Genomic DNA, 24,858 nt, shown 5'->3' on the forward strand with positions numbered 1-24,858 from the left:
CGGACCGTGGCTGTCAGCTGTCAGCTGTCAGCTGTCAGGCCGGGGCCGGGGAAACGTCTCCAGGGCCTCCGCCAGGCCCGACGCGTCGGTGCCGAGCTTGCGGTACACCGACGACAGTAGTTGCCGCACACCCTGCTCGGTGAGGTTCAGTTCCTTGGCGACGACCGCCGCGGCGCGGCCCCGCACCGTCCCTTCGGCGGCCTTGCGCTCCTGCGCGGTCAGCGTGTCGGTCTGTGCGTAGCGCAGGGGCAACGGCCGCAGCCCGGCCGCGGACAGTTCCCGCCTGGCCCGGGCGGCGAGGCCCTCGGCACCGCAGTGCACCGCGCCTTCCAGGCCCTGGTAGAGCCGGTCGGCGGCGTCGTGCAGCCGGCCGGCGCGGGCCAGCGCGGCGCCGTGGCCGACCAGGGCGCGGGCCAGTTCGTACGCGGCGGGCGACCGCTGCAGATGGTCGACGGCCTGCGCGTGCAGATCGAGCCCCGCCTCCCCGCCCGTCACCTCCGCCTGGGTGTGCAGCGCCTGCCCGATCGCCGATGCCGCGCCGAAGTCCCGGGCCCGCTTCACGGCGTCCTGCGCGTGGCGCACCGCCCGGTCGGGAGCACGGCGGGACAGCGCCGAGGCCAGTCCCAGCTGCCAGGGGCACCAGGCGGGGTTGCGCCAGTCCCGGCCCTCCAGCCACTCGCCGACGCCGGACAGCAGGGCAGCGGCGTCGTCGGAACGCCCCTCCGCCAGGAGCAGCTCGGCGTGGACGGTGCGCGGGTCGGGGTAGATGACGGCGTTCGGGATGACGTCGCCGTACTGATACCGGTCGGCGAGCCGGCGTGCCGCCACGACGCGGCCGCGGGCCAGCAGGGTCTGGATCAGGATGCCGACGGCGAACCACTGGGCGGGCACCGCGCCTTCCACCCGGTCGGCGATGCGCAGGCCCTCCCGCACCAGGTTCTCGGCCTCGGCCAGGCAGCCGCGGCGGTACCGGATGTACCCGGAGAGCGTCTGCCCCAGGGCCAGATGGGAGCCGTGCCAGCCCTTCGACGCACACTCGGCCATGCCCTTCGCGAACAGTTCCTCCGCCCGCCGCGGCTGGTCGCAGTACATGAACACCAGCGCGACCGAGACGGGAACCTCGAAGCCGCGGTTCTCATGGGTCCAGCTCAGCCCGCCGCGCAGGGCCTCCTCGGCGTACCCGAGGGCCTTCTGCCGTGGCTCGCCGCACATCATGGCGTCCCAGGCGCGCAGTCCGAGGATGTAGCGCTCCTCCAGACCGCGGCCGGGCAGCCGGTCGGCGAGCCGGGCCAGCGCCCGCGAGCGGCCGGACGAGTCCGCCTCGTCGGTGCGGAACGCGCTCCACACGAAGTGGTCGGCCTGCATCCGCAGCCGGATCCGCGGATGGGCGGCGGCCCGCTGTGCCTCGTCGGCGGCCACGGTCGCCGCTTCCGCCATCCGGTCGGTGTGGGCCAGCGCCTGGGTCAGCCGGTACACCATCGAGGCACGCAGCTCGGGGTCGGTGCCCGGTTCCGCGAGTGCCTCCCGCAGATGCGCCACGGTGGCCGTGGGTTTCATGAGGAAGGTCGCGCAGGCGAGTTCGTGCAGCAGCGCGGCGCGATCCTCCGGCAGAGGCGGCTCCTGCAGGGCCCGGTTCAGCAGCCGCCGGGCCGCCTCCGGGGCACCGGAGTGCAGCGCTTCCCGGGCGGCCTCCCGCAGACAGGCGACGGCCTCGGTGCTGCCCTCGCAGGGCACCTCCAGCAGATGCCGGGCCGCGGCGGCGTGCCCGAGCCCGGCCGCCCGGACGGCCTCCGCGGCCGAGTTGTGCATGCCCTCCCGCAGGCTCGGTCCGATGGACCGGTAGATCGTGGTGGCGATCAGCGGGTGGACGAACTCCAGGCTCTCGCCGGTCCCCTCGCCGTCGGCCAGGATGCGTGCGGCGCGCAGCTTCTCCGTGGCTTCGGCCGCAGCCGTGCTGCCGAGCGCCGCGATACGGGCGGCCAGTTCCGGCGAGATGGCCTGCCCGAGGACGGCCGCAGCGTAGGCGAAGCGGACGGTGGTGGTGCCGAACCCCTGGAGCCGTTCGATCAGTCCGGGCCCCTTCACCGCGGCTGCCAGGTCGCGCATCGCGGGCAGGTCCTCGCTGGTGCCCCTCAGATTGCGCTCGCCGAGCCTGATGGAGAGTTCCACCGCCTCGAACGGGCTCCCTCCGGTGACCTCCCAGCATTCCTCGCAGAACTCGTCCTCGGCCTCTTCACCGACCTCGTCCCTGACGATCCGCGCCACGGCCGTGGCGCTGAGCGGCGCGAGGGCGAAGGGGCGGGTCCCCAGGCCGGCGGCCGGGGCGCTGAAGGCAGCCGCTTCGAGGGGCAGTTCGTCGGGCCGGAAGGCGACGGCGATCAGCAGCGACAGGTCCACGGCCCGGGGTGCGAACGAGGCGAGCCAGCTCAGTGACTCGACGTCTGCCCAGTGCAGGTCGTCCAGCAGCAGGACGACGGGTGCCTTCATCACCGCGAGGCGGGTCATCACCCAGTCGAGACCGTCACGGACCCCCGTCGGGTCCGGAACATGACCGCTCGGCGTCGCGACCAGGCCGAGCGCGGCGGCGACGATGTCGTACCAACCGCCCAGGAAGGTACGGAGCTCCTTCTCGTCCATCGACGCCAGCGCGGGCTGGACGACCTGGCGCACCACGTGGAACGCCAGCTCCTGCTCCTTCTCCCCGCCCCTGCCCGACAGCACGGTGAACCCCTGCGCCCGGGCGCGGGCCCGCGCCTCGCTCAGCAGGGCCGTCTTGCCCATCCCTCCCGGGCCGGTGAAGGCGAGGAGTCCCCCGCGTGGCGCCTGGGGCACGCCGTCGACGGTGTCCCGCAGGCTGGTCAACGCCGAGTCGAGCGCCCGGAGCTCCCTGCGCCGCTCGAGCAACGGCCGGGCTTCGGGCGTGGGTTGCCGCAGCTCGTGCGCCATGTGCCGTACCGCTTCCTGTCGTCGGCCATCGGGAGGCAGCGCAGAGCGTACGCCTCCCGATGGGCGTTGTTCCGGATTCTGGAACGAGCACGACAAAGAAGGGTGAATGACCCGCTGTTACTGCGTGACGTGCGGGCTGCGCGGGTACCGTGGCTCGAATGGGCACCCGCCCCGCGGTCTGACGCAGCGCCCCCTCACGGCAGGGTCGGGGCCGCCGCGTCCGCGTAGCGCGGCACCGTTCGGGACCAGTAGTAGCAGCCGCGGATCCAGCCGGCCATGCCTTCCACATAGCCGGCGCCCGAAGGGCTCAGCTCCGGTTTGATCTCGTCGTAGAGCCTCTCGAACTCGCGGATCGTGCGGTTGATCTGCTGGATGGCCAGGGTGACGGCCACCGGCAGGGGACAGCGGTGGGCCCGCTGGTAGGCGAGGGCCAGGTTGATCATTTCGCCGGACCGTTGCTCCTTGACCGCGGAGAAGAGGTCGGGGATCCACACCGCCGCGTCGGCCGACAGCCGGCTCAGGTGCCGCATGAGCGGGTGATGGAGTTCCGCGGAGGTCAGCTCGCAGGGCTGCGCGGCCTCGCACAGCGGGTAGAAGGGCTCGACGCCCGCGGTGAGGGACCGTATCGAGGTGCACAGCCCGGACCCTATGGGGGAGGGGTGGCTCTGGGCCACCGCCTCGTACAGCAGGCCGTGCACGTACTCACGGCTCTTCCACGCCCAGCGCGCGGCCTGTGCCGGTGTGCACCGCTCGCGGATCTGCCGGTAGAGGTCGGACAGGGCCGCTCCCAGCGGGGTGCCGGGCGGTGCGCCGTCCCGCAGGATCGCGATGCTCTCGCACAGCATGGGCAGCAACTGGCCGGGCCGGTGCCGGCCGAGCTCCTCGGCCCGGTCGTCGAAGACGAACTGGTAGGCGATCTGGTGGGCGACGAGCTGCAGAATGCCGGGATCCGCGTCAGGGCTGTTGTAGGACGCCAGCTCGGCCGGACGGGTGTGGGAGATCATGGCCGAGACCCCGGGTTCGTCGCTCAGCCCCGTCGCGCGCAGCCAGTGGTCGACACCCGCCGCGGCCGCCGGCTCGTGAGGATTGCGCCGGAACGGGAAGGGCATGTACAGGTGAGCGTCGATCAGTTCCACCAGGGTGGAGGCAGGAACCACGTCCTGCGCGACGGCCGCCCTTTCCTCATGCGTGGTGGACACCGTTGTCACCGCCCCTCCGGGCCTTCTCCACGCCGGGCGCGGCCGTCGTGGCTCCGGGCGCGAGGGTCACGGCGTGCGGCGCTGTGCCGCCCGGTGCGTCCGCCCGTGCCGTGCAGATCATCGTCAGGGACCTCGGTCCCAGCGTCGCCCCGGGGCGCGGTGGTGCGATGCGCCCGGCCGGATGCCTCAGCCGCCAGCGGGCGGCGACGGTGGCCAGGGCCACCGTCATCTCGGCCATGGAGAACAGGTCGCCGATGCACTTGCGGTTGCCCGCGGCGAACGGGATCAGCGCCCCGTGCGGACCGGCGGCGGCATCGCCCTCCAGCCGGCGCTCCGGCAGGAACCGGTCGGGTTCGGGGAACGACGTGGGGTCGTGGTGCAGGAGATACGGGCTGTAGAGGACCGTGGTCCCCCGCGGCAGCCGGCGTCCGGCCAGCTCCGTCTCCCGGGTCGTGACGCGCGTGAACAGCCAGCCGGGCGGGGAATGGCGCAGCGTCTCGGTGAGCACGGACCGGGTGTAGACCAGGCGCGGCAGGTCGTCGACGCCCGGTAACCGGCCGGCGAGGACGGTGTCGACCTCGGCGTGCAACCGCCGCTCCACCTCCGGGTGCTGGGCCAGGAGGCTGAAAGCGGAGGCCAGGCACATCGAAGGGCTCTCGGAACCGGTGAGCAGGAGGGACACCAACTGGTCGTGCACCTCCCGGTCGCCGGCCGGTATCGCGCCGTCCTCGGCCTCGGCCAGCAGGAGCTCCAGCAGATCGTCGCGGGGAGTGCCCCGGCGGCGCTCGGCGATGGCCGCGTCGATGAGCTCGCGCACCCGCTCCACCGCACGCCGGTAACGTCGGTTCGCGGGCGTGGGAAGGCGGAACAGGACGTCGACCGGAACGACCGTGCGCACGAACAGGCCGCGGACGATGGCGGTGAGGCAGTGCCGCACCTCGTCGGCCGCGGCGGGCCCGAGCGAGTCGGACAGCAGCAGCCTGCTGATCAGCCGGGTCGTCAGACTCAGCGTGGCGGCACTGACATCGACCTGCTGCCCACTGCGCCAGTCACGGCAGAGCGACTCGGCCTCCTCGGCCATCAGGTCCGTCCGCGCGGCGACGGCGGCGGGGCGGAAGGTGGGTTGCAGCAGTCGGCGCTGGCGCCGGTGCTCCGCATGCGGGCAGGTGACGACGCCGTTGCCCATCAGCGCCCGCAGCCTCTCGTACTGCGGTCCGCCCTTGTCGAACGTGTGGGTGTCCCGCAGCATCCGGTGGACCAGTTCCGGGTGACACACCATCCAGGCCCGCTGGGGGCCGAGGCGTATCTCGACCAGATCGCCCCGCGCGGGAAGAGAATTCAGAAAATCCAGCGGTCGACGGAACAAGGCGATACCGTGGCCGATGGATGGGAATATGCCTGGAGCAGTACCAACCGTCCATGCCTGTTCCGATTCAGGAACGCAGCCGTTCATCGAATACCACCTGCTTCAGTCGACCTGGGAAAACGGTGACGTTTCACCGACGTGGTGCTTGACCCATGTCCTGCCCAGTCCACGGCGGTCGCCGACTTGACGAACCCTTTCTCCAGGGGGGCGCACGGGTGCACGGGGAAGCGCTGGGTGAATCACTTCCGATGCACGTTCTGTGACAGGTGTTCATCTTCCGTCACGTCGGCTCCTCGAAGAGCCTCGACATCCTTTCCGTATACACGGATCCGGAGAAGAACGCCGCTGTGAAGGACCGGGCGGCCCCATGGCCGACGGAGGGGCCCGTCCGGTCCCCCCGGTCAGGTGCGGCGGTAGCTCTCGGGCGGCGCCAGATACCCGCCCACCGGCCCACCCGTGTCGATCACGATCTGGTCCACCGTCATCCCCGGATCCACCATGAACACCCTCAGCACATGCTCACCGGGCGCGGACACGGTCACCCGGGCCGTCAGCTTCTCGATGCCCTCCTCCACATTGCGGGCCCAGGCGTCGCCCCGGTTGCCGGTGGCGATCGCCTGGCCCGACAGGACCGTCGGGGGCTGGTCGTCGAGGCCGACCGCGAGGCGCCGCTTGCCGCGTTCGTCGAGGGAGGGCAGCCGGAAGACCGTCACCGGGAACGTGCCGGCCGTGCTGAACCGGACCCGGTACCGCAGCTCCGGCGACCGGGTGGTGAGATCCTCGGTGATCGGCTGCGCCGTCGTAGGAACCGCCTCGACAGCGGCCGCACGGCGGCCCAGCCCGCGGACGATCCGCCACCGCGCCCTGCCGCGCGGCACCGCGCGGTCGAAGTGCGCGGCGTCGATCGACACATAGCCGTGGGCCTCCACGAAGCCGCGGGCGCGCCGGCGGGCCCGCTCGCCGTCGTTGACCACCAGCAGCGGCACCTGGATGCTCCGGCCGGCACCGGCGAAGGTCAGCGTCGGACGGTGTGTGCCTTCCGGCACCCGCGGCCAGTCGATCTCGGCCCACACCCGGATCTGGTCGCTGAGTTCGCCGTCCGTCGCACTCAGCCGGATCCATGGGGCGCTCGGCTCGGCCCGCCACTCCAGCGGCAGGAAGCCGGTGTTGAAGACGTCCACGAAGCGGCGGCCCCGGGTGTAGGAGGAGAAGGACAAAGGACGGTCGGCTCCCGTCTCATTGCCCTCGGAGGCCAGGCCCAGGCCGGACGTCTCCTGCCGGGGAAGCCTGGTCACGGCCGGGCGGCCCGGCGCCTTCGGGATCTGGGAGGGGTAGGGGTTGACGATGCCGTCCCACTTCCCGCCCGCGATCTCGGTGGTGTAGCGCCGGGTGATCGCCTGCTCCTCGGCGTGCGCCGCCTCGGCCAGGTCCGCGAAGCGGTTGGTGCCCGCCCCCCGGCCCTGCCGGACGGCGAGCGCGTTGCGGTCCGCCCAGTAGTACTTCAGGTTCATCAAGTACGCGCCGTGGACGGGGTATTCGACCAGCTCGTAGTAGGCGTCCCGGTAGGCCTCGGGCAGCTTCGAGCCCAGCCGCCGCGCACGCTCCAGCAACTGCTCGTAGGCCGTCATGCGCAAGCCCGCCTCGTCGCCGTGGTGCACCGTCGAGAAGACCGCACGGTCGATGAACTCCGGGCGCCGCTCCGCCGCCAGGCGGTAGTACTCGGTGCGGACGGCGGCGATCTCCGAGCCGTACCGCCGGCCGAACTGCCGCCCGGCCCACTCCACGAGGAAGTCCTCGACGTCGCCGGGGCCCCAGCGGTCCACGTCCCAGGCCATGTCCAGGCAGAAGGACAGCCCCGTCTCGATCGACTTGATGTCACCGACGTTGAAGATCCACATGCGGTCCACCTGGTGCTCGTGGACCCGGCGCAGCTCCTGCCACACCTTGCTCAACTGGGTGGTGTCCAGCCACAGATAGCTCCGGGGGCGTCCCCAGTAGGAGAGGTGGTAGTAGATGCCGTTCCCGCCGGGGCGGCGGCGCTCGGACTCGTTCGGAAGCTGGCGCATGTTGCCGTGGTTGTCGTCCGGCCAGATCAGCGTGACGTCCTCGGGGACCTGGACGCCCGCGTTGTACAGCTCCAGGACCTCCTTGTACGGGATGAAGATCTGCGGCTCGGCCGCCGGGCCGACCTCCTCGGCCAGGATGCGGCGCTGGTCGGCGATGATGTCGTTCATCACCGCGACCTTCTCCGGGACGGTGGTGGCGTACTTCGTCTCCAGCGCGGAGTCGTGCAGCCCGCGCATGCCGATCGTCCAGCTGCTCTCGAACGCGGCGTTCTGCCGGGCTCGGGCCCGCCAGTACGCGGAGATGACGGAGGGGTTCACCGTGTAGTCGTAGAGGGGCGGGGTGCCGTCTTCGGCCCGGTGCTCCTCGGCCCACGGCTCCCATTCGTGGACGCCGTTGCGCAGCATGGCCTCGGGGTGGCTGGAGCCGATCACGATGCCGTAGCGGTCGGCCAGTTCGGGGTTCTCGCGGTACTTGTTGAAGAAGTCGGAGTAAGGGTGCATCGCGGGCCAGAGGTAGTTGGCCTTGAGGCGGAGCAGCAGCTCGAAGACCCGCTCGTAGGTCTTCGGGCCGATGTGCTTGTCCGGCTCCTGGGTGCGGTGGGACCAGGTGGTGAGGTTCTGCTCGTCGTTGATGAAGATGCCCCGGTAGCGGACGGCGGGTTCCCCGCGGATGAACGGGCCCGCCGGGACCGTCACCGTGTCACGGCGGGCGACGGGGACGTCGGCCCACCAGTACCAGGGCGAGACGCCGATGCGTTCCGAGGTGTCGTAGACGCCGTAGACCGTGCCGCGGCGGTCGCTTCCGGCGATGACCAGGGCGCGTCCGACGCCGGGCAGCGGGCGGTCCACGACCTGGGTGACGGATGCCTCCCAGCGGCCCTTCACCCGGGAGACGTCCAGGCGTCTCTGCGAGACGAGCCGGTCGATCACCGGGCTCGCGCCGATCGTCCCCACCAGGACGAGGAGTTCGGCCCGCCGCGGCACCGTGTGCAGGAGCCTCGGCCGTACGCCGCCGACGCGCTCCACGTCCGCCTGGAGGTCACCGGCGGCGCGGAGGACGGCGGGGTCGTCCGCCGCGTCCACGAACACGTCCACGGCGGTGCCGTCCCGGAGCAGCGGGAAGCCGGAGCGGCCGGCCGGGGCAGCGGCCTCGGCGGTGGTGACGGGAAGCAGGGGAGCGGCGCCTGCGGCTGCCATGCCCCGTAAGAAGGACTTGCGGGTCACGGACGGGAGCGACGGTATCTGCGGCACTGGGCACTGCCTTTCCGCGACGGCTCCGCGGCGGTTCCTCGTACGGGCCGTCGGCGGGGCTGCGCGCACAGGGGATTGGCATGAGCATTATGGAAAGCGCTTGCCGCTGCACCCTAGGCGAGGCCGCAGGAGGGCGTCCAGACGTGGGCGGTGGGTCCGCTGTCGCACCGCATCCGCCGTGATCACTCCCGTCAACAGCGCGGTTCGCGGCGGGACATGGGCCAACGGCAGGGGGCGGGCCGGGGTGGGCGCTGCCGTGCGTCCTGAGGGTCATCGGTAGGTTGGCGCTTGCCTCGTCCGCCCCCCCCACGGAAGGTCAACCCGGTGCGCCCTCGACGTCTCCGTTCCGCTCTCACCGTCCTCAGTGCCGTCGCGACCGCGGCCACCCTGGCACTCGGCCAGGCCGGCCCGGCCACCGCCGACACCCAGCGGTCCGCTCCCGCCCGCCAGGCGGCTGCCGCCCACGGCCTCACCTCGGTGACCGACCTGCTGGCCCAGCGGCTGCTGCTCGCCGACAAGGTCGCCGCCGCCAAGTACGGCACGGCCACGCCGATCGACGACCCGGCGCGTGAGGCGCAGATCCTGGAGGACGTCAGGGCCCGGGCAGCCGGCCTCGGTCTCGACCCGGACGGCGTGGCCGCCGTGTTCCGGGACCAGATCGAGGCGAACAAGCTGGTGCAGCGCGGTCTGTTCGCCCGCTGGGACGCGAACCCCGACGAGCGCCCCACCGAGCGTCCCGACCTGGCCAAGGAGGTCCGCCCGGCCCTGGACCGCATCACCACCGGGCTGCTGGCCGCGCTGCGGGAAACGGAGCGGGCCCGGGGCGTGCCGCCGTGCGGTCCGCGCCTGGCCGCGGCAGCCGGCTGGTCCGCGTACACCCACCGGCTCGACGTCCTGCACCTGGAAGGGCTCGGGCGGGCGCTGCCGTCGGTGTGTGCCGGCTCCTGGTAGACCCGCCGTTCTAGAGAGAACCGCCGGTCTCGACGAGCCGGGCCAGGTTCGCCAGGGCCATGCGCGTGCCCGTCTCGTTGTCGGCGGCGGGCACGGCGTCCGGGATGCCCTCGTGGACCATGAGGACGTCGGTTCCGCCGCCCTCCGCGTCCGTGAGCGTGGTCGTCAGCGTCATGGCGCCGCCCAGCGCGGGGTCGGCGGCCTCGAACTCGAGCACCTCGACCACCTGCTCGTCCGGCACCAGCCGCGCGAAGCGGCCGTGGTAGGTGTCGGTGCGGGCGGCCGACTTCCCGGAGGCGTCCGGCGCCTCGTAGGTGAGCGAGACACGGAACCTGCCGCCCTCGCGGGGGTCGAACTCGTGCACATCGCCGCGCATCCCGGCCGGCACCCGCCAGCGCGCGATCGCCTCCCCGCTCACCAGCGCCCGGTAGACGGCGGCACGGGGGGCGTCGACATGGCCGGAGACCCGGGACGTGTACATGCGCCCACCCTAGGCGGTGTGGTCCGCCCCGTTCGGCAACGGCGGTTCCGCGTCGAGGCGGCGCAGCTCCTCGTCGGTCAGGAGGCGCGAGCGGAGCAGGAAGCGGACGCCCTCCGGGGCCTCCAGCGAGAAGCCGCCGCCGCGGCCGGGAACCACGTCCACGGTGAGGTGGGTGTGCGACCAGTACGTGAACTGGTCCGCGCTCATCCAGAACGGGGTGTCACCGGCCACGTGCCCCAGGAGGACGTCCGAGGCGCCGACCCGGAACTCGCCGCGCGGGTAGCACATCGGGGCGCTGCCGTCGCAGCAGCCGCCGGACTGGTGGAACATCACCGGCCCGTGCGCCCCGGTCAGTCGCCGCAGCAGTTCCTCGGCGGCGGGGGTCAGTTCGACACGTCCTGTGCGCACGGTCATGCGTTCCTCCTGGCGGGACGGTGGGGTTGGGACCGGTCCGTATCGCGAGTTGTCCAGTATCCGCCCCCGTACGGGCGGGGGCCACAGGGCGGGCGCGGTACCTGTCCGCTCCCGCCTCGTGCGGCGCTCGGATCAGGCCGCCGTGGCCCCACCGCCTCGTGCCAGGCCGCTCCTCGGTGATGGCCTGCCGCCAGGCGGGCACGACCCTGGGCGGCAGGTCCACCGCCAGGGCGCACGGTCATCCGGCTGCCCGTACGGTACGTGGCCACGAACCGCCGCTCGGGCAACTCCCCGTCCACGACCGCGGTTTCGCCGTGCCCGGGTGCGGTGGGGCTTCACGTCTTCGGCCGGGGGCCGCCGGCCGCAGGGTGGGGATGCGGCGGTGGCGGTGTGTGTTGGGGGCGGCCGGCCGGGCTCTTCACCGGCCCGTCGACGACTCCCTCCGCCACACCGTTATCGAGGCCGACGCCCGCCTCCCGGCCGTGCCGCCCGGACCGGGTACCTGGCCGGGGGCGCTGGTTGAATGCCCGGCATGATCGAAACCGACACGCACGAGTCCGACCGCTGGGTCCGGTACTTCGCCCGGCGCGGATACCCCCGTGCACGGCGGCTCGCCTCCGGCATGGAGGGGACCGTCTACCTGCTCGGGGAGGGGACCGTCGCGAAGGTGTGGGCCGGGCGGGCTCCCGGGAACTTCGGTCTCACCCGACGGCTCTACGCCGACATCGCCGGGTATCCCCTGCCCTTCGGCACTCCGCGGATCCTCGACGCCGAGGAGTGCGACGGGGTGCTCGTCAGCTATGAACGCGAGCTGGGCGGAAGCCCGTTGCGCACCGACGGAGACGCCGAGCCGCCCGCCCGTGACCTGCCCCGCCGGGAGACCGACGCCCTGCTCACCGTCCTGCGCGGGCTGGCCTCCGTCCCGGGCAGCGAGGCCATGCGGCGCCTGGTGATCCAGGGGGACGACCGGCCGCTGTGGCAGGGCCACGCCCGCTTCTCCGACGCGCTCGCCGCCCTCGTGGAGCGGGCCGCCGGCCGGAACCGGGAGGCCCTCGCCGCGCAGGTGCCCGGGCTTGCGGACGTCGTGTCCGGCACGGCCGCCTCGCTGCGGGCGCTGCCCGACCGGGCCGACAGCGTCATCCACGGCGACCTGGTGCCGCCCAACATCCACGTGGACCAGACCGGGCGCCCGGTCGCCGTCCTCGACTTCGGGTTCTGCACCACCGCGGGCGACCCCGCCTTCGAGGCCGCGGTCACGGCAGCCGTCTGGGACATGTACGGACCCCACGCCGCCCACCACACAGCCGAGCTGAGCCGTCTCTTCGCCCGGGAACTGGGCCATGCCGAAGAGGTCCTGGCCCTCTACCAGAAGGCCTACGCCCTCATCACGTACGACCTCTTCGGCATGGGCCCGCACGACGGCCACTTCCGCTGGTGCGCCGCGCTGCTGAGGTGACGGACTACAGCAGGTCGCGGGGGACCTTCTCGTTCCAGGTGCGGGAGAAGACCCGCCGGTCGGCCTCGTAGGCGTCGAGGGTCGCGTCGACGAAGAAGTCCGTCTCGTCGCACGTGAGCCGGGTGTGGGTGACCACCCGCACGTCCCAGTCGTCCCGCTGGAACCGCATGGTCCACGTCGTCTCGCCGCCGACCGAGGTGAAGTCGTCGGCGACCGCCGTGTAGCGCTCGTGGGCGCGACGCCCGGCCTCCAGGCCGATGTCCTCGAAGCGGACCGTGCCCCGGTCCTTCACGATGTCCAGCTCGGAGTGGTAGTCGATCAGGTCCCGCTTGACCTCCCAGCGCTCCTCCGGGGGGGTCACCTGGGTCATTTCGAGCGGGGGAGTGCCCTCGGGTTCGCCGAAGGGGGACGACGGCACCTCGTCGGGCTCGTCCACCGGCCGCACCGGCAGGGTGAGCGTGCTGGAGTTTTCGTGGACGCTCAGCAGGGCCGGCTTCGGCGCCGGCCAGGCCAGCGGCCAGTAGGACGTCGACAGGGACAGCCGGATGCGGTGGCCCGGCGGGAACGCCTGCGCCACACCGTTCAGCGGAAGGGTGGCCCGGTAGCGCCGGCCCGGCTCCAGCGGCTCGGGGGATTCCGTGCTGTCACGGCGGGTCAGGTTCAGGATGCCGTAGGAGACGCGGGTGGCCGCGCCGTCGGGGCTCACGTCGGACAGTCGCGCGGCCACCATGGCGACCGGCTCGCTGACCGACAGGTCGAGCTCCACGCTCGGCGAGCCGAGGATCTCCAACGGCTCGGTCAGCGGCGCGCTGTCGAAGACGAGCGAACCGCCGTCCTCCTCCCGCTGGTCGTAGGGCAGGTCCGGGGGCGCGTTGTAGGAGGCCCACTTGCCGGCGAACTGGCCCACGGACAGCGGCGAGCGCACGGTCATCGCCGCACCGCTCCCGGATGCCGTTGCCGTCCCGTCCCGCGCAGGCCCGATCGTGTGCCGGGTGAGCGGGTGCGTCACGGGCCGGATGTGCGGGGACGGCCAGTCCGGCTCGCCGACCCAGCGGCCCGGCCGCTCCTCGTAGGACGTGGAGGGCGGCACGCTGTCCTGCATCCACGCCATCAGCACGGGGCCGTCCATGACGCCGTTGTCGACGCCCTTGAGCCAGTGGTCCCACCACCGCACCAGCTCCTGGAGGTAGCCGATCGCGGGGCCGGGCTCCCCGAGGTGGGGGAACTTGTGCGACCAGGGGCCGATCAGGCCCTTGCGGGGCACGTCCAGGTTCCCGAGCAGCCGGGTCACGGCGTTGGAGTAGCCGTCCGCCCATCCGCTGGAGGCCAGGACCGGGCAGCGCACGCTCGCGTAGTCCTCGCACACCGAGGCGTGCCGCCAGTAGTCGTCACGGCGCTGGTGGCGCAGCCACTCCAGCACCCAGGGTTCGGTGTTCTCCAGCCGTTCGTGCCACATCCCGCGCCAGCGGTCGCCGACCACGGCCGGGTCGGGCGGGCAGGTGCCGTAGGCGAACATCGTGCCCGCCTCGGCCAGGTTGTCCGACAGCAGGGCACCGCCCATGTAGTGCATGTCGTCGGCATGCCGGTCGTCGGTGAACGAGGCGATGGCGATGGCCTTCAGGCTCGGCGGTCGGCGGGCCGCCACCTGCAGCGCCGCGAACGCGCCCCAGGAGATGCCCATCATGCCCGTGCCGCCGTCGCACCAGGGCTGCTCCGCGAGCCAGGCGAGGATCTCCTCGGCGTCCGCCTGCTCCCGTTCCAGGTACTCGTCGCGCAGCACGCCCTCCGAGTCGCCGGTGCCGCGCAGGTCGACGCGGACGCAGGCGTAGCCGTGCCCGGCGAGGTAGGGGTGGTGGATCGAGTCCCGTACGGCCGTCAGATCGCGCTTGCGGTACGGGATGTACTCCAGCACCGCCGGCACCGGCTCCTGGTCCGAGGAGGTGGGGCGCCAGATGTGCGCGGAGAGCCGGACCCCGTCGGACATCGGGATCGTGACGTGCTCTTCCTCCTTCGTCTCGTACGGCAGGTTGGTCACGTAACGCATGGAACCCACGTGCTCCTCACTCTCGCGCGGCGTCGTCCTCGGCCGGGGCGTCCTCGAAGGCCAGGCCCAGGGCGGCCACGCAGTGGTCGAACTTCTCCCGCAGCTCCGCCTCGTCCGCACCGCCGGTGTAGATGTGCGCGAGCTCGTAGCTGTAGCTGTCCTGCCCGGGGAGGTCCGAGAGCCGGTCGCCCTGCCCGGGGATCACCTCGATGCGGACGCCCGGGGTCTCCCGTTCGATGCGGGCGATCTCCTCGGGGCTCGGCACCCGGCGGACCACTCCGTCGGTGAACCAGCGGTGGTACCACTTCGCGGCCATCGCGTAGGAGCCCTCGCGGTGCGGCATGTGCGGGTCCTCGCCGAGGGCGAGGCTGATCATGCAGTGGTGGTTGGGCACGCCGTCGACGTACTGGAACAGCTCCGCGTGCGACTGGGAGTGCCGGGGGTTGATCTCCAGCAGATCGATCTCCTGGGTCCGCGGATCGTAGAAGTACTCGATGCTGAAGGTGGCCGAGTCCATCCCGATCTGCCGCATCACGCGCTCGCTGACGTCGTGGAGCCGGGCGATGACCGGCGGCGGCAGCATCGAGGGGTACTGGTGGCGCAGGAAGCAGGCGGAATCCGGGTACTGGATGGAGTCCAGGACTCCGTAGACGGTCACCTCGCCCTGGTGGACATAGCCCTCCACGGCCACCTGGACGCCGGACATCGCCTCCTCCGCGAGACAGACCCGGCCGCCCACGCCGTTCATCTCCGGTGGCAGGTCGATGCGTTCGAGGATGTGCTCGAAGGGCCGGCCGATACGGGATATGCCGTCCCGGATCTCGGCGACGGCCTTGCGGAACTCCTCTTCGTCACCGACTCCGAAGGCGAGTTCGGACGAGTACGAGAGCGCGGGTTTGAGCCACATCGGGAAGGCCACGTCGTCCGGCGGGCGTGGCGGCTCGGCCGACAGGTCGACCTGGCCGAAGCGCGGGTGCCGGTCGGTGACCTTCTGCTGCTCCAGCCGGCTCCAGTACTTGTGCTCGCACTTGACCACCGACTCAAGGCTGGTGCTGCGGGTGCCGTAACGTTCGCTCAGCATCGGGACGAGGGTGCTGACCGGGAAGTCCCAGTAGCCGACGATCGCGTCGACGCTGCCGTCGAACGCGTCGAGCACACCCTGGGCCTTGTCGAGCAGCGTGGGCAGGTGTGCTTCGCCGACCTGAAGCTCCTCGATCGTCAGCAGCTGGTGAAAGCGCAGCTGGTCGGCTCCCGGGACCTGCTGAAGCGTGGGCAGATTGGCCTCGTCGAGCCCGATCACGAAGACGTTCTTCACCGTCTCGTCAGACACGGCTCTCCTTCCGACGGCGTACGGCCCGAAGGCCGCCTTGCAAGATCGTCGGAGTACCCCTCGTGCCTGCCGGCATTCCGGTCCGGGCACCGTGCCCGATTCGGACGGGAGGGGACATGCCTGCCGCCGTCATGGGAACGCGGGGGCGGGCGAGGACGGCACGGCCGGTGAATCGGGCCGCGCCGTGTGCGGCACCGGCCCACGGGAAGTCGTTCAGACCCAGCAGGAGAAGTCCGCGCCCCAGGCCGTGTCCGAGCCGGGCCCGTCCAGCGACTCCGACCAGCAGCAGCGGTCCGGGTCTCGAGGCCGGCCTGCGCACTGCACCGGACGAGCCGTCGACGGGCCGCCGGGAAGCCGGCGGCATGACCGCGCCGATCACCGGCGGCGGACTCCGGCATCGCACGGGCCGTGGCGCTGCTGTCCACACGGGAGGGCGCCGACGTATCCCTCGTCCAGCCGCCCGAGGAGCGGGTGGATGCCGAGCGCGGGCGCGGCGAGGTGGCGGAACAGGGCAGGCGGTGCCTGCTCCCGCCCGGCGACCTCTCCGCCCCCGGCGTGCTGCCGCGAGCCCGTCGAACGGACGTCGGCGGAACCCGGCGCGCGGGAACAGCCTGGTGAGCAATGCCGCCCGTCTCAACGGACAACGGGAACCCGGGCAGGTGACCGCGCGGGGCGGGCGTGCCGGCATGGTCGCGCGGGCCCGCCCCGGACACCCCTCAGCGAAGCGGGTCCCGCACCTGCCGCCGGACGGGCTCGCCACATCGGCAGCCTCTGGAACGCGCGGCCCGGCCCGAGGAGATGGCGCCGACGCACGTCCACCTCGCCTCCGGCGCCGACTCCGGCTGCACCGTCGGCGAGGTCACCGCGGTGACCGGCGGCATCGTCGACACGCGGTAGCCCCGGCTCACAGCGCGGCGGGCAGGGGCTGCTCCGCCCAGATGGTCTTGCCCGTGGCCGTCTGGCGGCTGCCCCACCGCTCGGCGAGCTGGGCGACGAGCAGCAGGCCTCGTCCGCCCTCGTCGAAGACCCGGGCCCGGCGCAGGTGCGGCGCGGTGTTGCTGCCGTCGGACACCTCGCAGATGAGGGTCGAGTCGCGGATCAGCCGCAGTTCGATGGGGGCGCCGCCGTACCGCAGCGCGTTGGTGACCAGCTCGCTGACGATCAGTTCGGTGGCGAACTCCGCCTCCGTCAGACCCCATTCGGCCAGCTGCTCACCCGCCATCTTGCGGGCCCGGGCCACGGCCGCGGCTTCCGGCGGCAGCTGCCAGGTGCGGACCTTCCCCGCGTCGAGCACGGCCGTCCGCGCCAGCATCAGCACGATGTCGTCCTCGGGCCGGCCGCTCAGCACCGTGCGCAGCACCCGGTCGCAGGTCTCGTCGAGCGTCCCCGCGGGGCTGCTCAGCGCTCGGTGCAGCAGGCCGAGCCCGGCCTCGACGTCGTGGCCGGGCGCCTCGATCAGGCCGTCGGTGTAGAGGGCGAGCAGGCTGTTCTCCTCCAGTTGCACCTCGGCGGCCTCGAACGGCAGGCCGCCCAGACCCAGCGGCGGCCCGGCCGGCAGATCCAGGAACCGTACGCCGCCCTCGGGCGTGACCAGCGCGGGCGCCGGATGCCCGGCGCGCGCCATGGTGCAGCGCCGGGACACCGGGTCGTACACCGCGTACAGGCAGGTGGCACCGACCTGCCCCGACGCCTCCTGCGCGCCGCGCACCTCCGGGCCCTCCTCCCGGTCCAGCCGGATGACGAGGTCGTCCAGCTGGGTGAGCAGCTCGTCGGGCGCGAGATCGACGTCCGCGAGCGTCCGTACGGCCGTCCGCAGCCGGCCCATCGTGGCCGACGCCTGGATGCCGTGGCCCACCACGTCGCCCACGACCAGGGCGACCCGGGCGCCGGACAGCGGGATCACGTCGAACCAGTCGCCCCCGATGTCCGCCCCGGCCCCGGTGGGCAGATAGCGGTAGGCGACGTCCATCGCCGCCATCTCCGGAGGCCGCTCGGGAAGCAGACTGCGCTGGAGCGCCAGCGCCGTACGGCGTTCACGGGTGAAGCGGCGGGCGTTGTCCACGCTCACCGCCGCCCGGCCGACGATCTCCTCCGCGAGCAGCAGGTCGTCCTCGCTGAACCACTCCGCCGTCCGGTGCCGCAGGAAGTGCACCAGACCCAGCGTCACACCCCGGGCACGCAGCGGCACCATCATCACCGAGTGGATCATGTACGTGGACATGGACTCGGCACGGCCGGGGGAGGCGTTGAGCCACTCCCGCAGCTCCGGGTCCCCGGGCCGGTGCCGGGCGCCCCGGCCGCTGCCCAGGGTTCGCAGCGGCAGTGTCCCCACCGGGTAGCGGGTCGTCTCGCCCGTGGCGACCACCGACTCCGGGCAGCCCTCCAGTACCGACCGCTGGGCGGTGCGCCGCACGGTGACCGGCGTGTCCGGCGGCAGCGGACCCGGCTCGTGCCCCAGGGCGACGGACTCCAGCAGATCCACGGTGACGAAGTCCGCGAACCCCCCGGTCACGGCGACCTCGGCCATCTCCTCGGCCGTCCGGGTCACGTCCAGGGTGCTGCCGATCCGCAGACTGGCCTCGTTGAGCACCGCCAGCCGGCGGCGGGCCCAGTACTGCTCCGTCGTGTCGAACACGGTCGCCGACATGCCCTGGACCGCGCCGGCCTCGTCCTTCAGCGGTGACAGGAACATGGACCAGGCGTGCGGCCCGGTGTGGCCCGGGGCCTTGCTGTGCTCCTCGTGGAAGATCATCTCGCCGGTGCGCAGGACCTCCCGCTGGAGGCGGTCGTAGGTGTCGAAGGGCGGGTTCGGTTCGATCTCCCACAAGGTCAGGCCCTTCATCTCCTCCTCGGGCCTGCCCATGACCTCGGCCATGATCTCGTTGGCCGCCACCAGCCGGGCGTCCCGGTCGTAGACCGCCACCGGCACGGGCAGCTGGGCGAGTGTGAGGTCCCACAGCGGCAGGGCCCCCCGGCCGGTCCGCGCCGCCGGGTACGCCGGCACGGTGCCGGTCACGAGCCAGCGCCGCCCGCCCGCCGCGTCCGCCAGCGGCGTCCCCTGCAGCCGGACCACGACGCGGTTGCCCTCCCGGTGCCGCAGCGCCACCTCACCGGCCCAGCGCCGGCCGTCGGCCACGTGCCGCCGCGTGGACTCGGGGAGATCGGCCGCGAGCAGGCCGGTGACGGGCATGCCCAGAAGCTCGGCGGGTTCGTAGCCGAGCAGACGGCGGGCTCCGTCGCTCCACGCCATGATCGCCCCGTCGGTGTCGACGACGACCGCCAGGTCCTCCGGTACGCGTCCCTCCACGGTGCCTCCGGATGTGCCGCCCCTGCCTGTTCACGAGTTCCTGCACCCGATTGTCCCGCTACCGGCTCGCTGAGGCTCGTCTGCCGAGGGCTCCTGCGGTGACCAGCAGGAACGCTCATACGGCCGCGCGGATCGCCTGCTCGAACCCCTCGCCGTGCCCCTCGGCGAGCCGCTCCACCCGTGTGTCCTCCCCGGCGCGGCAGGGTGATCCTGGCGCCGAGGTGGCCCGTCCCTGGACGGCGGAACCGTCCCGGACGCGCGCCTGGGGCCCGGGGCTCTCCCGGCCCTGCGGGGTCCGCTCTTCCACGTGCGTTGATTCGGCAGGGGGCCGCCCGGGTCCGTCAGCCGGCCAGGCGCTCCACCAGCAGGAACCCGCCGATGACGATCATCATCGCACCGGAGGCACGGGTCACCACCCGGGCCGCGGAGGGCCTGGTCCTGAGGACCGTGCGGGCCAGGACTCCTACGGTGAGGTAGACGACGGCGCAGGCCGTCATGTGCAGCGAGCCGAGCAGGCCGGTCTGGCCGGCGACCGGCCAGGCCCCCGCCGGGTCGATGAACTGGGGGAACAGGGAGAAGTAGAGCAGCAGGGCCTTGGGGTTCAGCCCGCTGATCCCGATTCCCCTGAGCATGACCCGCAGGCGGGAGGAGCCCTCGGTGCCCGCTTCCTCCTGGGAGACCGCCAAGGCGGCCGGCTGCCGGAGCACCCCCCAGCCGAGCCACACGAGGTATCCGGCCCCGGCCACGGTCAGCGCGGTGAGCAGCGTCCCCGAGCTCGCCACGATCACCACCAGTCCCGCCACGGCGAGCAGCGTGTACCCCGCGTATCCGGCGATCAGTCCGGCGACCGCCGGCACGACCGACCGGTCCCGCAGACCCGCAGTGATCGCGTAGGCCCAGTCCGCGCCGGGGGTGAATACCAGCAGCAGGTCCACCGCCAGGAAGGCCGCCAGCGTGGTCGTGTCCATCGATCGTTCCCTCTCACATGCTGGGGTGCGAGAGGAAGGCTAGGCCGGGTCCGGCCGAAGGTGTTCCCTTCTTTACTCCTTGATCGCGGAATCTGGGGCAGAATCTTCTCCATGGATGCCCTGGACCGGAAAATTCTTACCGAGCTGCAGTTGGACGGCCGCCTCACGGTCACGGAACTGGCCGCGCGCGTGAAACTGAGCGTCTCGCCCTGCCACCGCAGGCTGCGCGATCTCGAACGCGAGGGTGCGATCCGCGGGTATCGCGCGGTGGTGGACCCGGCCGCCGTGGGCCTGAACTTCGAGGCCCTGGTCTTCGCCACCCTGCGCTGGGAGGACGCCGACACGGTCTCCGCGTTCGAGGAGGCGGTGGCCAGCGTCCCGCACGTGCTCCAGGCGCAGCGCCTGTTCGGCGACCCCGACTACCTCCTGCGGGTCGCCACCACCGACCTGGCGGCCTTCCAGCAGCTCTACGACCAGCAGCTCGCCCGGCTCCCCGGGGTCCAGCGCCTCAACTCCACCCTCGTGATGAAGCACGTCGTGGACGACCGCCCCCTGCCCGAGTGAGCGGCCCCCACGCGTGCGGCGCGCCTCAGCAGCCCAGCCCTCCGGCGAACGGCATCGACCGCCACTGCTCGACGGCCGGTTTCAGCGCGTCCACCAGCAGGGGCAACTGCGGCGCGAGCGCGAGGCAGGCCACCGCGCGGGACATGCCCACCGCGTCGACGACCCGCAGCACGTCCTTGTCCAGCTGTCGCAGCCCCAGACGGTCGGCTGCCGCGTCGTACGCGGCCTCGCACTCGGGGCCGAGGGTCGCCAGATCCCACTCGACTGGCCCGAGCGTGGTCAGTTCGAAGTCGGAGTACAGCGCGCCGTCCGGCCCGGAGACGATGTTGGCCGCCGGGGCATCCCCGTGGACCGGCTGGAACTCGATGCCGGGGAACACCGCCTCGAATCCCGCGCGTGAGCCGACGACCGGCTCCAGCACCTCCCACTCGCGCCGCGCCCGGTCGAGATCGGCCGGCTCCAGGAGATCGGGGCGCGCTTCGAGCGCGGCGAGCCCCTCGGTGACGAACCGCGGTTCGGCCGCCGAGAGGAACGGCAGCTCACCCGGGTAGGAGCGCAGCGCGGCGTGCAGGTCGGCGACCAGACCGGCGTGCTGCACGAAGTCGGGCTCGGTGCTCTGGTCCAGCTCGACGAACTGCCAGAACGTCATCGAGAACCCGTCCCGCCGCACGGGCTCCCGCGGCACGAGCGGACTCGGCGGGATCACCGGGTGCCCCTGATCCGCGAGCCACCCCACCACGTCCAACTCCTGCCGCTGCCGGGCGGCTTGGGAGTCGGCGTCGGCGTACGGCGGCAGGACGGCCGGCACCCTGACCACCACGGGTGACGGGGCCAGGTGCACCACGACGGAGAACACGTCGTACATGACCCTCGCGTCGGTCACGTCGAGGCCGAGATCACGCCCCGCGACGACGGCTGCGGCGAGGGCGCGGGAGGTGCGGGCAGACATCTGCTCGGGTGTCATGAACCCTTCCATGCTGCGATGGTGACACGCCGGGCGTGGAGCCGCACCGGGTCAAGGACCGCCATCCGCTTTGGGCGCCCGGGTCGACAACCGGTGCACCGCAGGGCAACCGGCCGGTCCGCGCCCGTCCTGGCGTGGCCGGGCCCCTTGCACCAGTCGCTCGGAAGCGAGGAAGCGGCACATGCCGTACATCACCGTGGGCCAGGAATACTCCACCGCCATCGACCTGTACCACGAGGACCACGTCTCCCGGCAGCCGGTCGACCTCATCCACGGCTGGGACGACGGATGCGGCAGAGCGGGAACGTCCCGGCGGAGCGGCTCGTTGCCCATGAGTTCACCCCCGCCCGATCGCCGGCCCAGGGAGCACCGTGCCCGACACCACGCCCGACCCGTCCACCGTCCTCCCCGCACTCCCGGCCCTGAGCGCGCAGGCCGAGCGGCTGATCGACCTGGGGGTGCACGAGATCGCCGGGCTGTCCGCCGACGAGATCCGCACGTTCGCCGCGAGGGCCGGTGCCGAGGGCGGCGGTGCCCTGCTGGCCGTGCACCAGGACCGAGCCCCCGCCTCCGCCCTCGCTCCGTCGCTCCGCCGCGACGGCAAGCCGGGCTTCGTCGTCGTCGACATGTCCGACGTCGACGAGTTCGCCCCCTACGCCGTCGAACTGCCCGACGCCCCGCTCTACGTCGTCACCGGCATCGACAGGGGCGACCACATGGCCAACTGGTCCCCTGACGAGGCACTGCCCGCCCTCACCAAGGAGGACCGCACCCCGCTGGTGCTCACCGAGGGCGTCCACTGGGTGCTCCAGCAGCCCGAGGCCCTGGAGCGCAACCTCTGCTTCATGACCATCGGCTCCCGGCTGCGCAAGCCCAACGGAACCCTGGACGCCCGCACCCCGGCCATCTGGATCAGCAACGGCACCGGCCGGGACGGCCGCGAGCGCCGCAACGCCCCCAAGGTCGGCTGGTGCTGGTGGAACAACCGGCACACCTGGCTGGGCTTCGCCTCCGCGACGGGCCGCAGGGCCTGAACGGGGTCCTTGTAAGGCCCCCTGAGGCCGGTGCCGCGCTTTTCGCTGCCCGCGAGCGGGAACCCACCGGGACGTCGGGTCGGGCCGGCGGGCAGTCATGGCGCTGCGTGCCGTTCGGCTGATGGGCGCCGAAGCCGCCCCACACACCGGGGTTCGGTGCCGCTCGATGACGTCCGGCGGGGCATTCAGGCCGGCTCGCCCCTGAGGTCCCGCAGCGCCTGGTACACGGACCACACCACGGCCACCAGCGGTACGGCCACCACCGCACCGATCACCCCCGCCGCGACCGCGCCACCGACCACCGCCAGGGCGACCACCACCGGGTGCAGCCGAACGGCCCAGCTCATCACGATGGGGTGCAGGAGGTGGCCCTCGATCTGGCCGATGACCACGATCAGGGCCACGACCACGAGGGCGATGAGCGGCCCCTTCGACGCCAGGGCGACGACCGCAGCGACCGCCAGGGCGATGGGCGAGCCGATCAGGGGGATGAACGCGGCCAGGAACTCCAGCAGAGCCAACGGCACGGCGAGCGGCACCCCGAGAGCGAACAGCGCGACGCCCACGAGGACCGCGTTGGTCCCCGCCACCAGCAGGATGCCGTGCGTGTAACCGGTGAAGGTCCGCCAGGCGGCCCCGGCCCCGACCGCGAACCGCTGCCGGGCCCGGTCGGGGAGCTGGCCGCACAACCACTGCCACTGCTTCTCGCCGGAGTGCGTGAAGAAGACCGAGCAGAACAGGGCCAGCGCGAGCACGGTCAGCACCTCGACCAGTCGGCTCGCACCGCTGAGAGCCGTACTGATAAGGGTCGAGCGGTGGTCCGACAGGAGCTTGCCGATCCGTGACTGGAGATCATCGAACGCGTCCGCCGGCAGCCGGAAGGGCGGGTCCTCCAGCCGCCGCTCGATCCGGTCGATACCCGTCACGAACTCCTTCTCCAGCCCGGTTCGCTGGTCCGCCACGGACTCACCCACCAGGGCCAGCGCCCCGAGGACGAGGACGATGCCGCCGATGAGCGCGGCGGCGACCGCGAGCGGCCGGGGCATGAACCGGGCCAGCAGACCGGCCACGGGCCGGAGCACCGCGGTGATGACGAGACCGAGGAAGACGGCGACGGCGATCCGGTGGAACTGCCCGAGCACGGAGAAGGTGAATCGGACGACGATGCCGACCGCGATGAGCCGCCACGCGTACGCGGCCGCGGTCCGCAGCACGCCCGGTACGCGCGACTCGGCGTCGTTCAGACGCGGCAGCGCCGAGGCGGGTGGATCAGGGGGCGTCGACATCTCATGCCCGTACCACCCGCAGGCCGCCCAACCGCGGGGCGAGCCCCGAATTCCCCCGAAGGCCGGTACCGGCCGGTCGGTGGAGCCCTCGGACCGGGTGTTTCAACAACGCTCGTGATCCATACACCTAGCGCACCGGGAAGCCGAAGGAATACCGGAGATCTCGTTCTTGACGGTGGCGACCATGGCGTTCGTTCCGCGGCGCTCGAAGTGCGTGGAGTCGATGTTCCATCCGAGCGGGCGCAAACCGCGGGACGCGGCGAGATGGCGGCTGTAGGGAGTGAAGGCCCCTCCGGGCGTCCGGTAGTACAGCGGGTGGACGCCCCGCGACGCCTTGGTGATCACGCGCTCGGCGTCCAGGATCTGCTGCGACTGGTAGGCCTTGGACTTGTGGTCCATGCCTCGCAGTCGCCGTGGAGCCCGTGCGCAGGGCAAGAGGGCGGAAGGGGGTTGGGGGATCCGTCTGTCACCGACCACGGACAATCCTGCCGCCCGGCGGTCTCCAGCCGTGAGCTCGCGGGCCCCGTCCTGACCGGCGGCCGTCAGGCCCGCGAGCTCCGCGGAGTCGGCGCGGGCGACTGGCTCTGGTGCCGTCTCGGTGTGCTCCCCGCAACAGCGTGGGCACCGGCCGGACCGGTTCCCCCGTGTGCCAAGTCGGCTACCCGACAACGACGTTGGGCCTGCGCGGAGAAGCGGCGTCGCTCCGGCGCCGTCGAAGGGGCGGTGGTGGGGCCGCTGAGCCGCTCTAGTCGGTCTCACGCTCCAGGACGCGGCGGGCCGCCTCGGCCTCTGCCGCCGGGGGTGACAGTTCGTCGAGGGTGTCGAGCTCGTCGTCCGCTTCCAGCTCCCGTTCCCAGGCCGCCGCGAGGCCTTCCTGCTCCTGGCGCGGCCTGGCGCCGACCGCTTCGCGGTGCTCCGGGTCCAGCGCTGCCAGGAATCGTCCGAGCGGATCCGTGGGCATACGGGGCTCCTTGTCGTATGGAGGGGGTGCCACCTGCCCCAGCATGGCCGAAGCCCTGCGCGCCGGCCGCCCGACACAGCCGGGGAACACCGCGTTGGCCCCTTCGCCGGCAGGTCGCGGGCGCAGCACGTCTCGCGGGCCACCGCATGCCCGTCCTCGCCGAAGTCGCCGTCGGCGCCGCCGATGACGGTGCCGGTCCGGATGACGTCCCGCGCTGCGGCCGGCGTCTTCTTCGCCTCGGCGATCACCTGCACTACGCTCACCTTGTCG

19 protein-coding genes and 1 pseudogene are annotated in these 24,858 nt (G+C 72.4%); 5 read left to right on the forward strand and 15 right to left on the reverse strand.

Translation table 11 applies throughout. The features are described 5' to 3' along the window. Window positions 1–27 precede the first annotated feature (27 nt). From ACFU3E_RS11605 to ACFU3E_RS11620, 4 genes are all read right to left on the reverse strand, one after another. Entirely contained in the window at window positions 28–2,946 is a 2,919-nt protein-coding gene (locus ACFU3E_RS11605) for an ATP-binding protein (protein ID WP_384155094.1), read from the reverse strand. A gap of 194 nt (window positions 2,947–3,140) precedes the next feature. Beyond that, on the reverse strand, window positions 3,141–4,145 hold the full coding sequence (locus ACFU3E_RS11610) for a (-)-alpha-amorphene synthase (RefSeq protein ID WP_384155096.1): 1,005 nt from the start codon (window positions 4,143–4,145) through the stop codon (window positions 3,141–3,143). Continuing rightward, window positions 4,129–5,511 (reverse strand): cytochrome P450, encoded by a 1,383-nt coding sequence (locus ACFU3E_RS11615; protein ID WP_384155098.1) that lies wholly within the window; start codon window positions 5,509–5,511, stop codon window positions 4,129–4,131. Before ACFU3E_RS11615 ends, ACFU3E_RS11610 begins: the two co-directional genes overlap by 17 nt. Window positions 5,512–5,912: 401 nt before the next feature. Further along, window positions 5,913–8,774 carry a glycosyl hydrolase 115 family protein gene (locus tag ACFU3E_RS11620; protein ID WP_384155100.1) on the reverse strand — a complete coding sequence of 954 codons (2,862 nt, stop codon included), beginning with the start codon at window positions 8,772–8,774 and terminating at the stop codon, window positions 5,913–5,915. 378 nt (window positions 8,775–9,152) lie between these two features. On the opposite strand from ACFU3E_RS11620, the gene ACFU3E_RS11625 reads away from it, so the two are divergent. Beyond that, on the forward strand, window positions 9,153–9,779 hold the full coding sequence (locus tag ACFU3E_RS11625) for a chorismate mutase (RefSeq protein WP_384155102.1): 627 nt from the start codon (window positions 9,153–9,155) through the stop codon (window positions 9,777–9,779). A gap of 10 nt (window positions 9,780–9,789) precedes the next feature. Here ACFU3E_RS11625 and ACFU3E_RS11630 read toward each other — a convergent pair whose 3' ends face one another. Next, window positions 9,790–10,260, reverse strand: coding sequence for an SRPBCC domain-containing protein (locus ACFU3E_RS11630; protein WP_384155104.1), 471 nt, complete (start codon window positions 10,258–10,260; stop codon window positions 9,790–9,792). 9 nt (window positions 10,261–10,269) lie between these two features. After that, the gene (locus tag ACFU3E_RS11635) at window positions 10,270–10,674 is read right to left on the reverse strand and encodes a DUF779 domain-containing protein (RefSeq protein ID WP_384155106.1); all 405 of its coding nucleotides are present in this window, start codon (window positions 10,672–10,674) and stop codon (window positions 10,270–10,272) included. A gap of 532 nt (window positions 10,675–11,206) precedes the next feature. Here ACFU3E_RS11635 and ACFU3E_RS11640 point away from each other — a divergent pair. Continuing rightward, the gene (locus ACFU3E_RS11640; protein ID WP_384155108.1) at window positions 11,207–12,130 is read left to right on the forward strand and encodes a phosphotransferase family protein; all 924 of its coding nucleotides are present in this window, start codon (window positions 11,207–11,209) and stop codon (window positions 12,128–12,130) included. A gap of 4 nt (window positions 12,131–12,134) precedes the next feature. On the opposite strand, the gene ACFU3E_RS11645 is transcribed toward ACFU3E_RS11640, so the two are convergent. Continuing rightward, window positions 12,135–14,174, reverse strand: a complete 2,040-nt coding sequence (locus tag ACFU3E_RS11645) for a CocE/NonD family hydrolase (RefSeq protein ID WP_384155110.1) — start codon at window positions 14,172–14,174, stop codon at window positions 12,135–12,137. A 16-nt stretch (window positions 14,175–14,190) separates the two neighbouring features. After that, window positions 14,191–15,504, reverse strand: a complete 1,314-nt coding sequence (locus ACFU3E_RS11650) for an acetyl-CoA carboxylase biotin carboxylase subunit family protein (RefSeq protein ID WP_384155112.1) — start codon at window positions 15,502–15,504, stop codon at window positions 14,191–14,193. A gap of 408 nt (window positions 15,505–15,912) precedes the next feature. Between ACFU3E_RS11650 and ACFU3E_RS11655 the strand changes: the two genes are divergently transcribed. After that, on the forward strand, window positions 15,913–16,122 hold the full coding sequence (locus ACFU3E_RS11655) for a hypothetical protein (RefSeq protein ID WP_384155114.1): 210 nt from the start codon (window positions 15,913–15,915) through the stop codon (window positions 16,120–16,122). A gap of 286 nt (window positions 16,123–16,408) precedes the next feature. Here the strand turns inward: ACFU3E_RS11655 and ACFU3E_RS11660 are convergent, their stop codons facing one another. From ACFU3E_RS11660 to ACFU3E_RS11670, 3 genes are all read right to left on the reverse strand, one after another. Further along, on the reverse strand, window positions 16,409–18,811 hold the full coding sequence (locus ACFU3E_RS11660; protein WP_384155116.1) for a SpoIIE family protein phosphatase: 2,403 nt from the start codon (window positions 18,809–18,811) through the stop codon (window positions 16,409–16,411). Window positions 18,812–18,926: 115 nt separating this feature from the next. Next, window positions 18,927–19,118 carry a hypothetical protein gene (locus ACFU3E_RS11665; protein ID WP_384155118.1) on the reverse strand — a complete coding sequence of 64 codons (192 nt, stop codon included), beginning with the start codon at window positions 19,116–19,118 and terminating at the stop codon, window positions 18,927–18,929. A gap of 34 nt (window positions 19,119–19,152) precedes the next feature. Further along, a complete protein-coding gene (locus ACFU3E_RS11670) occupies window positions 19,153–19,779 on the reverse strand; it encodes a LysE family translocator (RefSeq protein WP_384155120.1) in 627 nt (208 codons plus the stop codon). Window positions 19,780–19,890: 111 nt separating this feature from the next. On the opposite strand from ACFU3E_RS11670, the gene ACFU3E_RS11675 reads away from it, so the two are divergent. Next, entirely contained in the window at window positions 19,891–20,343 is a 453-nt protein-coding gene (locus ACFU3E_RS11675; RefSeq protein WP_384155122.1) for an Lrp/AsnC family transcriptional regulator, read from the forward strand. A gap of 25 nt (window positions 20,344–20,368) precedes the next feature. Here ACFU3E_RS11675 and ACFU3E_RS11680 read toward each other — a convergent pair whose 3' ends face one another. Continuing rightward, a complete protein-coding gene (locus tag ACFU3E_RS11680) occupies window positions 20,369–21,319 on the reverse strand; it encodes a phosphotransferase family protein (protein ID WP_384155124.1) in 951 nt (316 codons plus the stop codon). Between the two features lie 359 nt (window positions 21,320–21,678). Between ACFU3E_RS11680 and ACFU3E_RS11685 the strand changes: the two genes are divergently transcribed. Next, complete coding sequence (locus ACFU3E_RS11685; protein WP_384155126.1) at window positions 21,679–22,341, forward strand: DUF5701 family protein; 663 nt, start codon at window positions 21,679–21,681, stop codon at window positions 22,339–22,341. A 185-nt stretch (window positions 22,342–22,526) separates the two neighbouring features. Here ACFU3E_RS11685 and ACFU3E_RS11690 read toward each other — a convergent pair whose 3' ends face one another. The 3 genes and pseudogenes from ACFU3E_RS11690 to ACFU3E_RS11700 form a co-directional block, all read right to left on the reverse strand. Continuing rightward, window positions 22,527–23,627 (reverse strand): AI-2E family transporter, encoded by a 1,101-nt coding sequence (locus ACFU3E_RS11690; RefSeq protein ID WP_384155128.1) that lies wholly within the window; start codon window positions 23,625–23,627, stop codon window positions 22,527–22,529. A gap of 144 nt (window positions 23,628–23,771) precedes the next feature. After that, window positions 23,772–24,026, reverse strand: a pseudogene (locus ACFU3E_RS11695) (polysaccharide deacetylase family protein); the annotation flags it as partial. 346 nt (window positions 24,027–24,372) lie between these two features. Then, a complete protein-coding gene (locus tag ACFU3E_RS11700) occupies window positions 24,373–24,588 on the reverse strand; it encodes a hypothetical protein (RefSeq protein ID WP_384155130.1) in 216 nt (71 codons plus the stop codon). Window positions 24,589–24,858 lie beyond the last annotated feature (270 nt).

This window comes from Streptomyces sp. NPDC057424, assembly GCF_042803315.1.
Classification (GTDB): domain Bacteria; phylum Actinomycetota; class Actinomycetes; order Streptomycetales; family Streptomycetaceae; genus Streptomyces.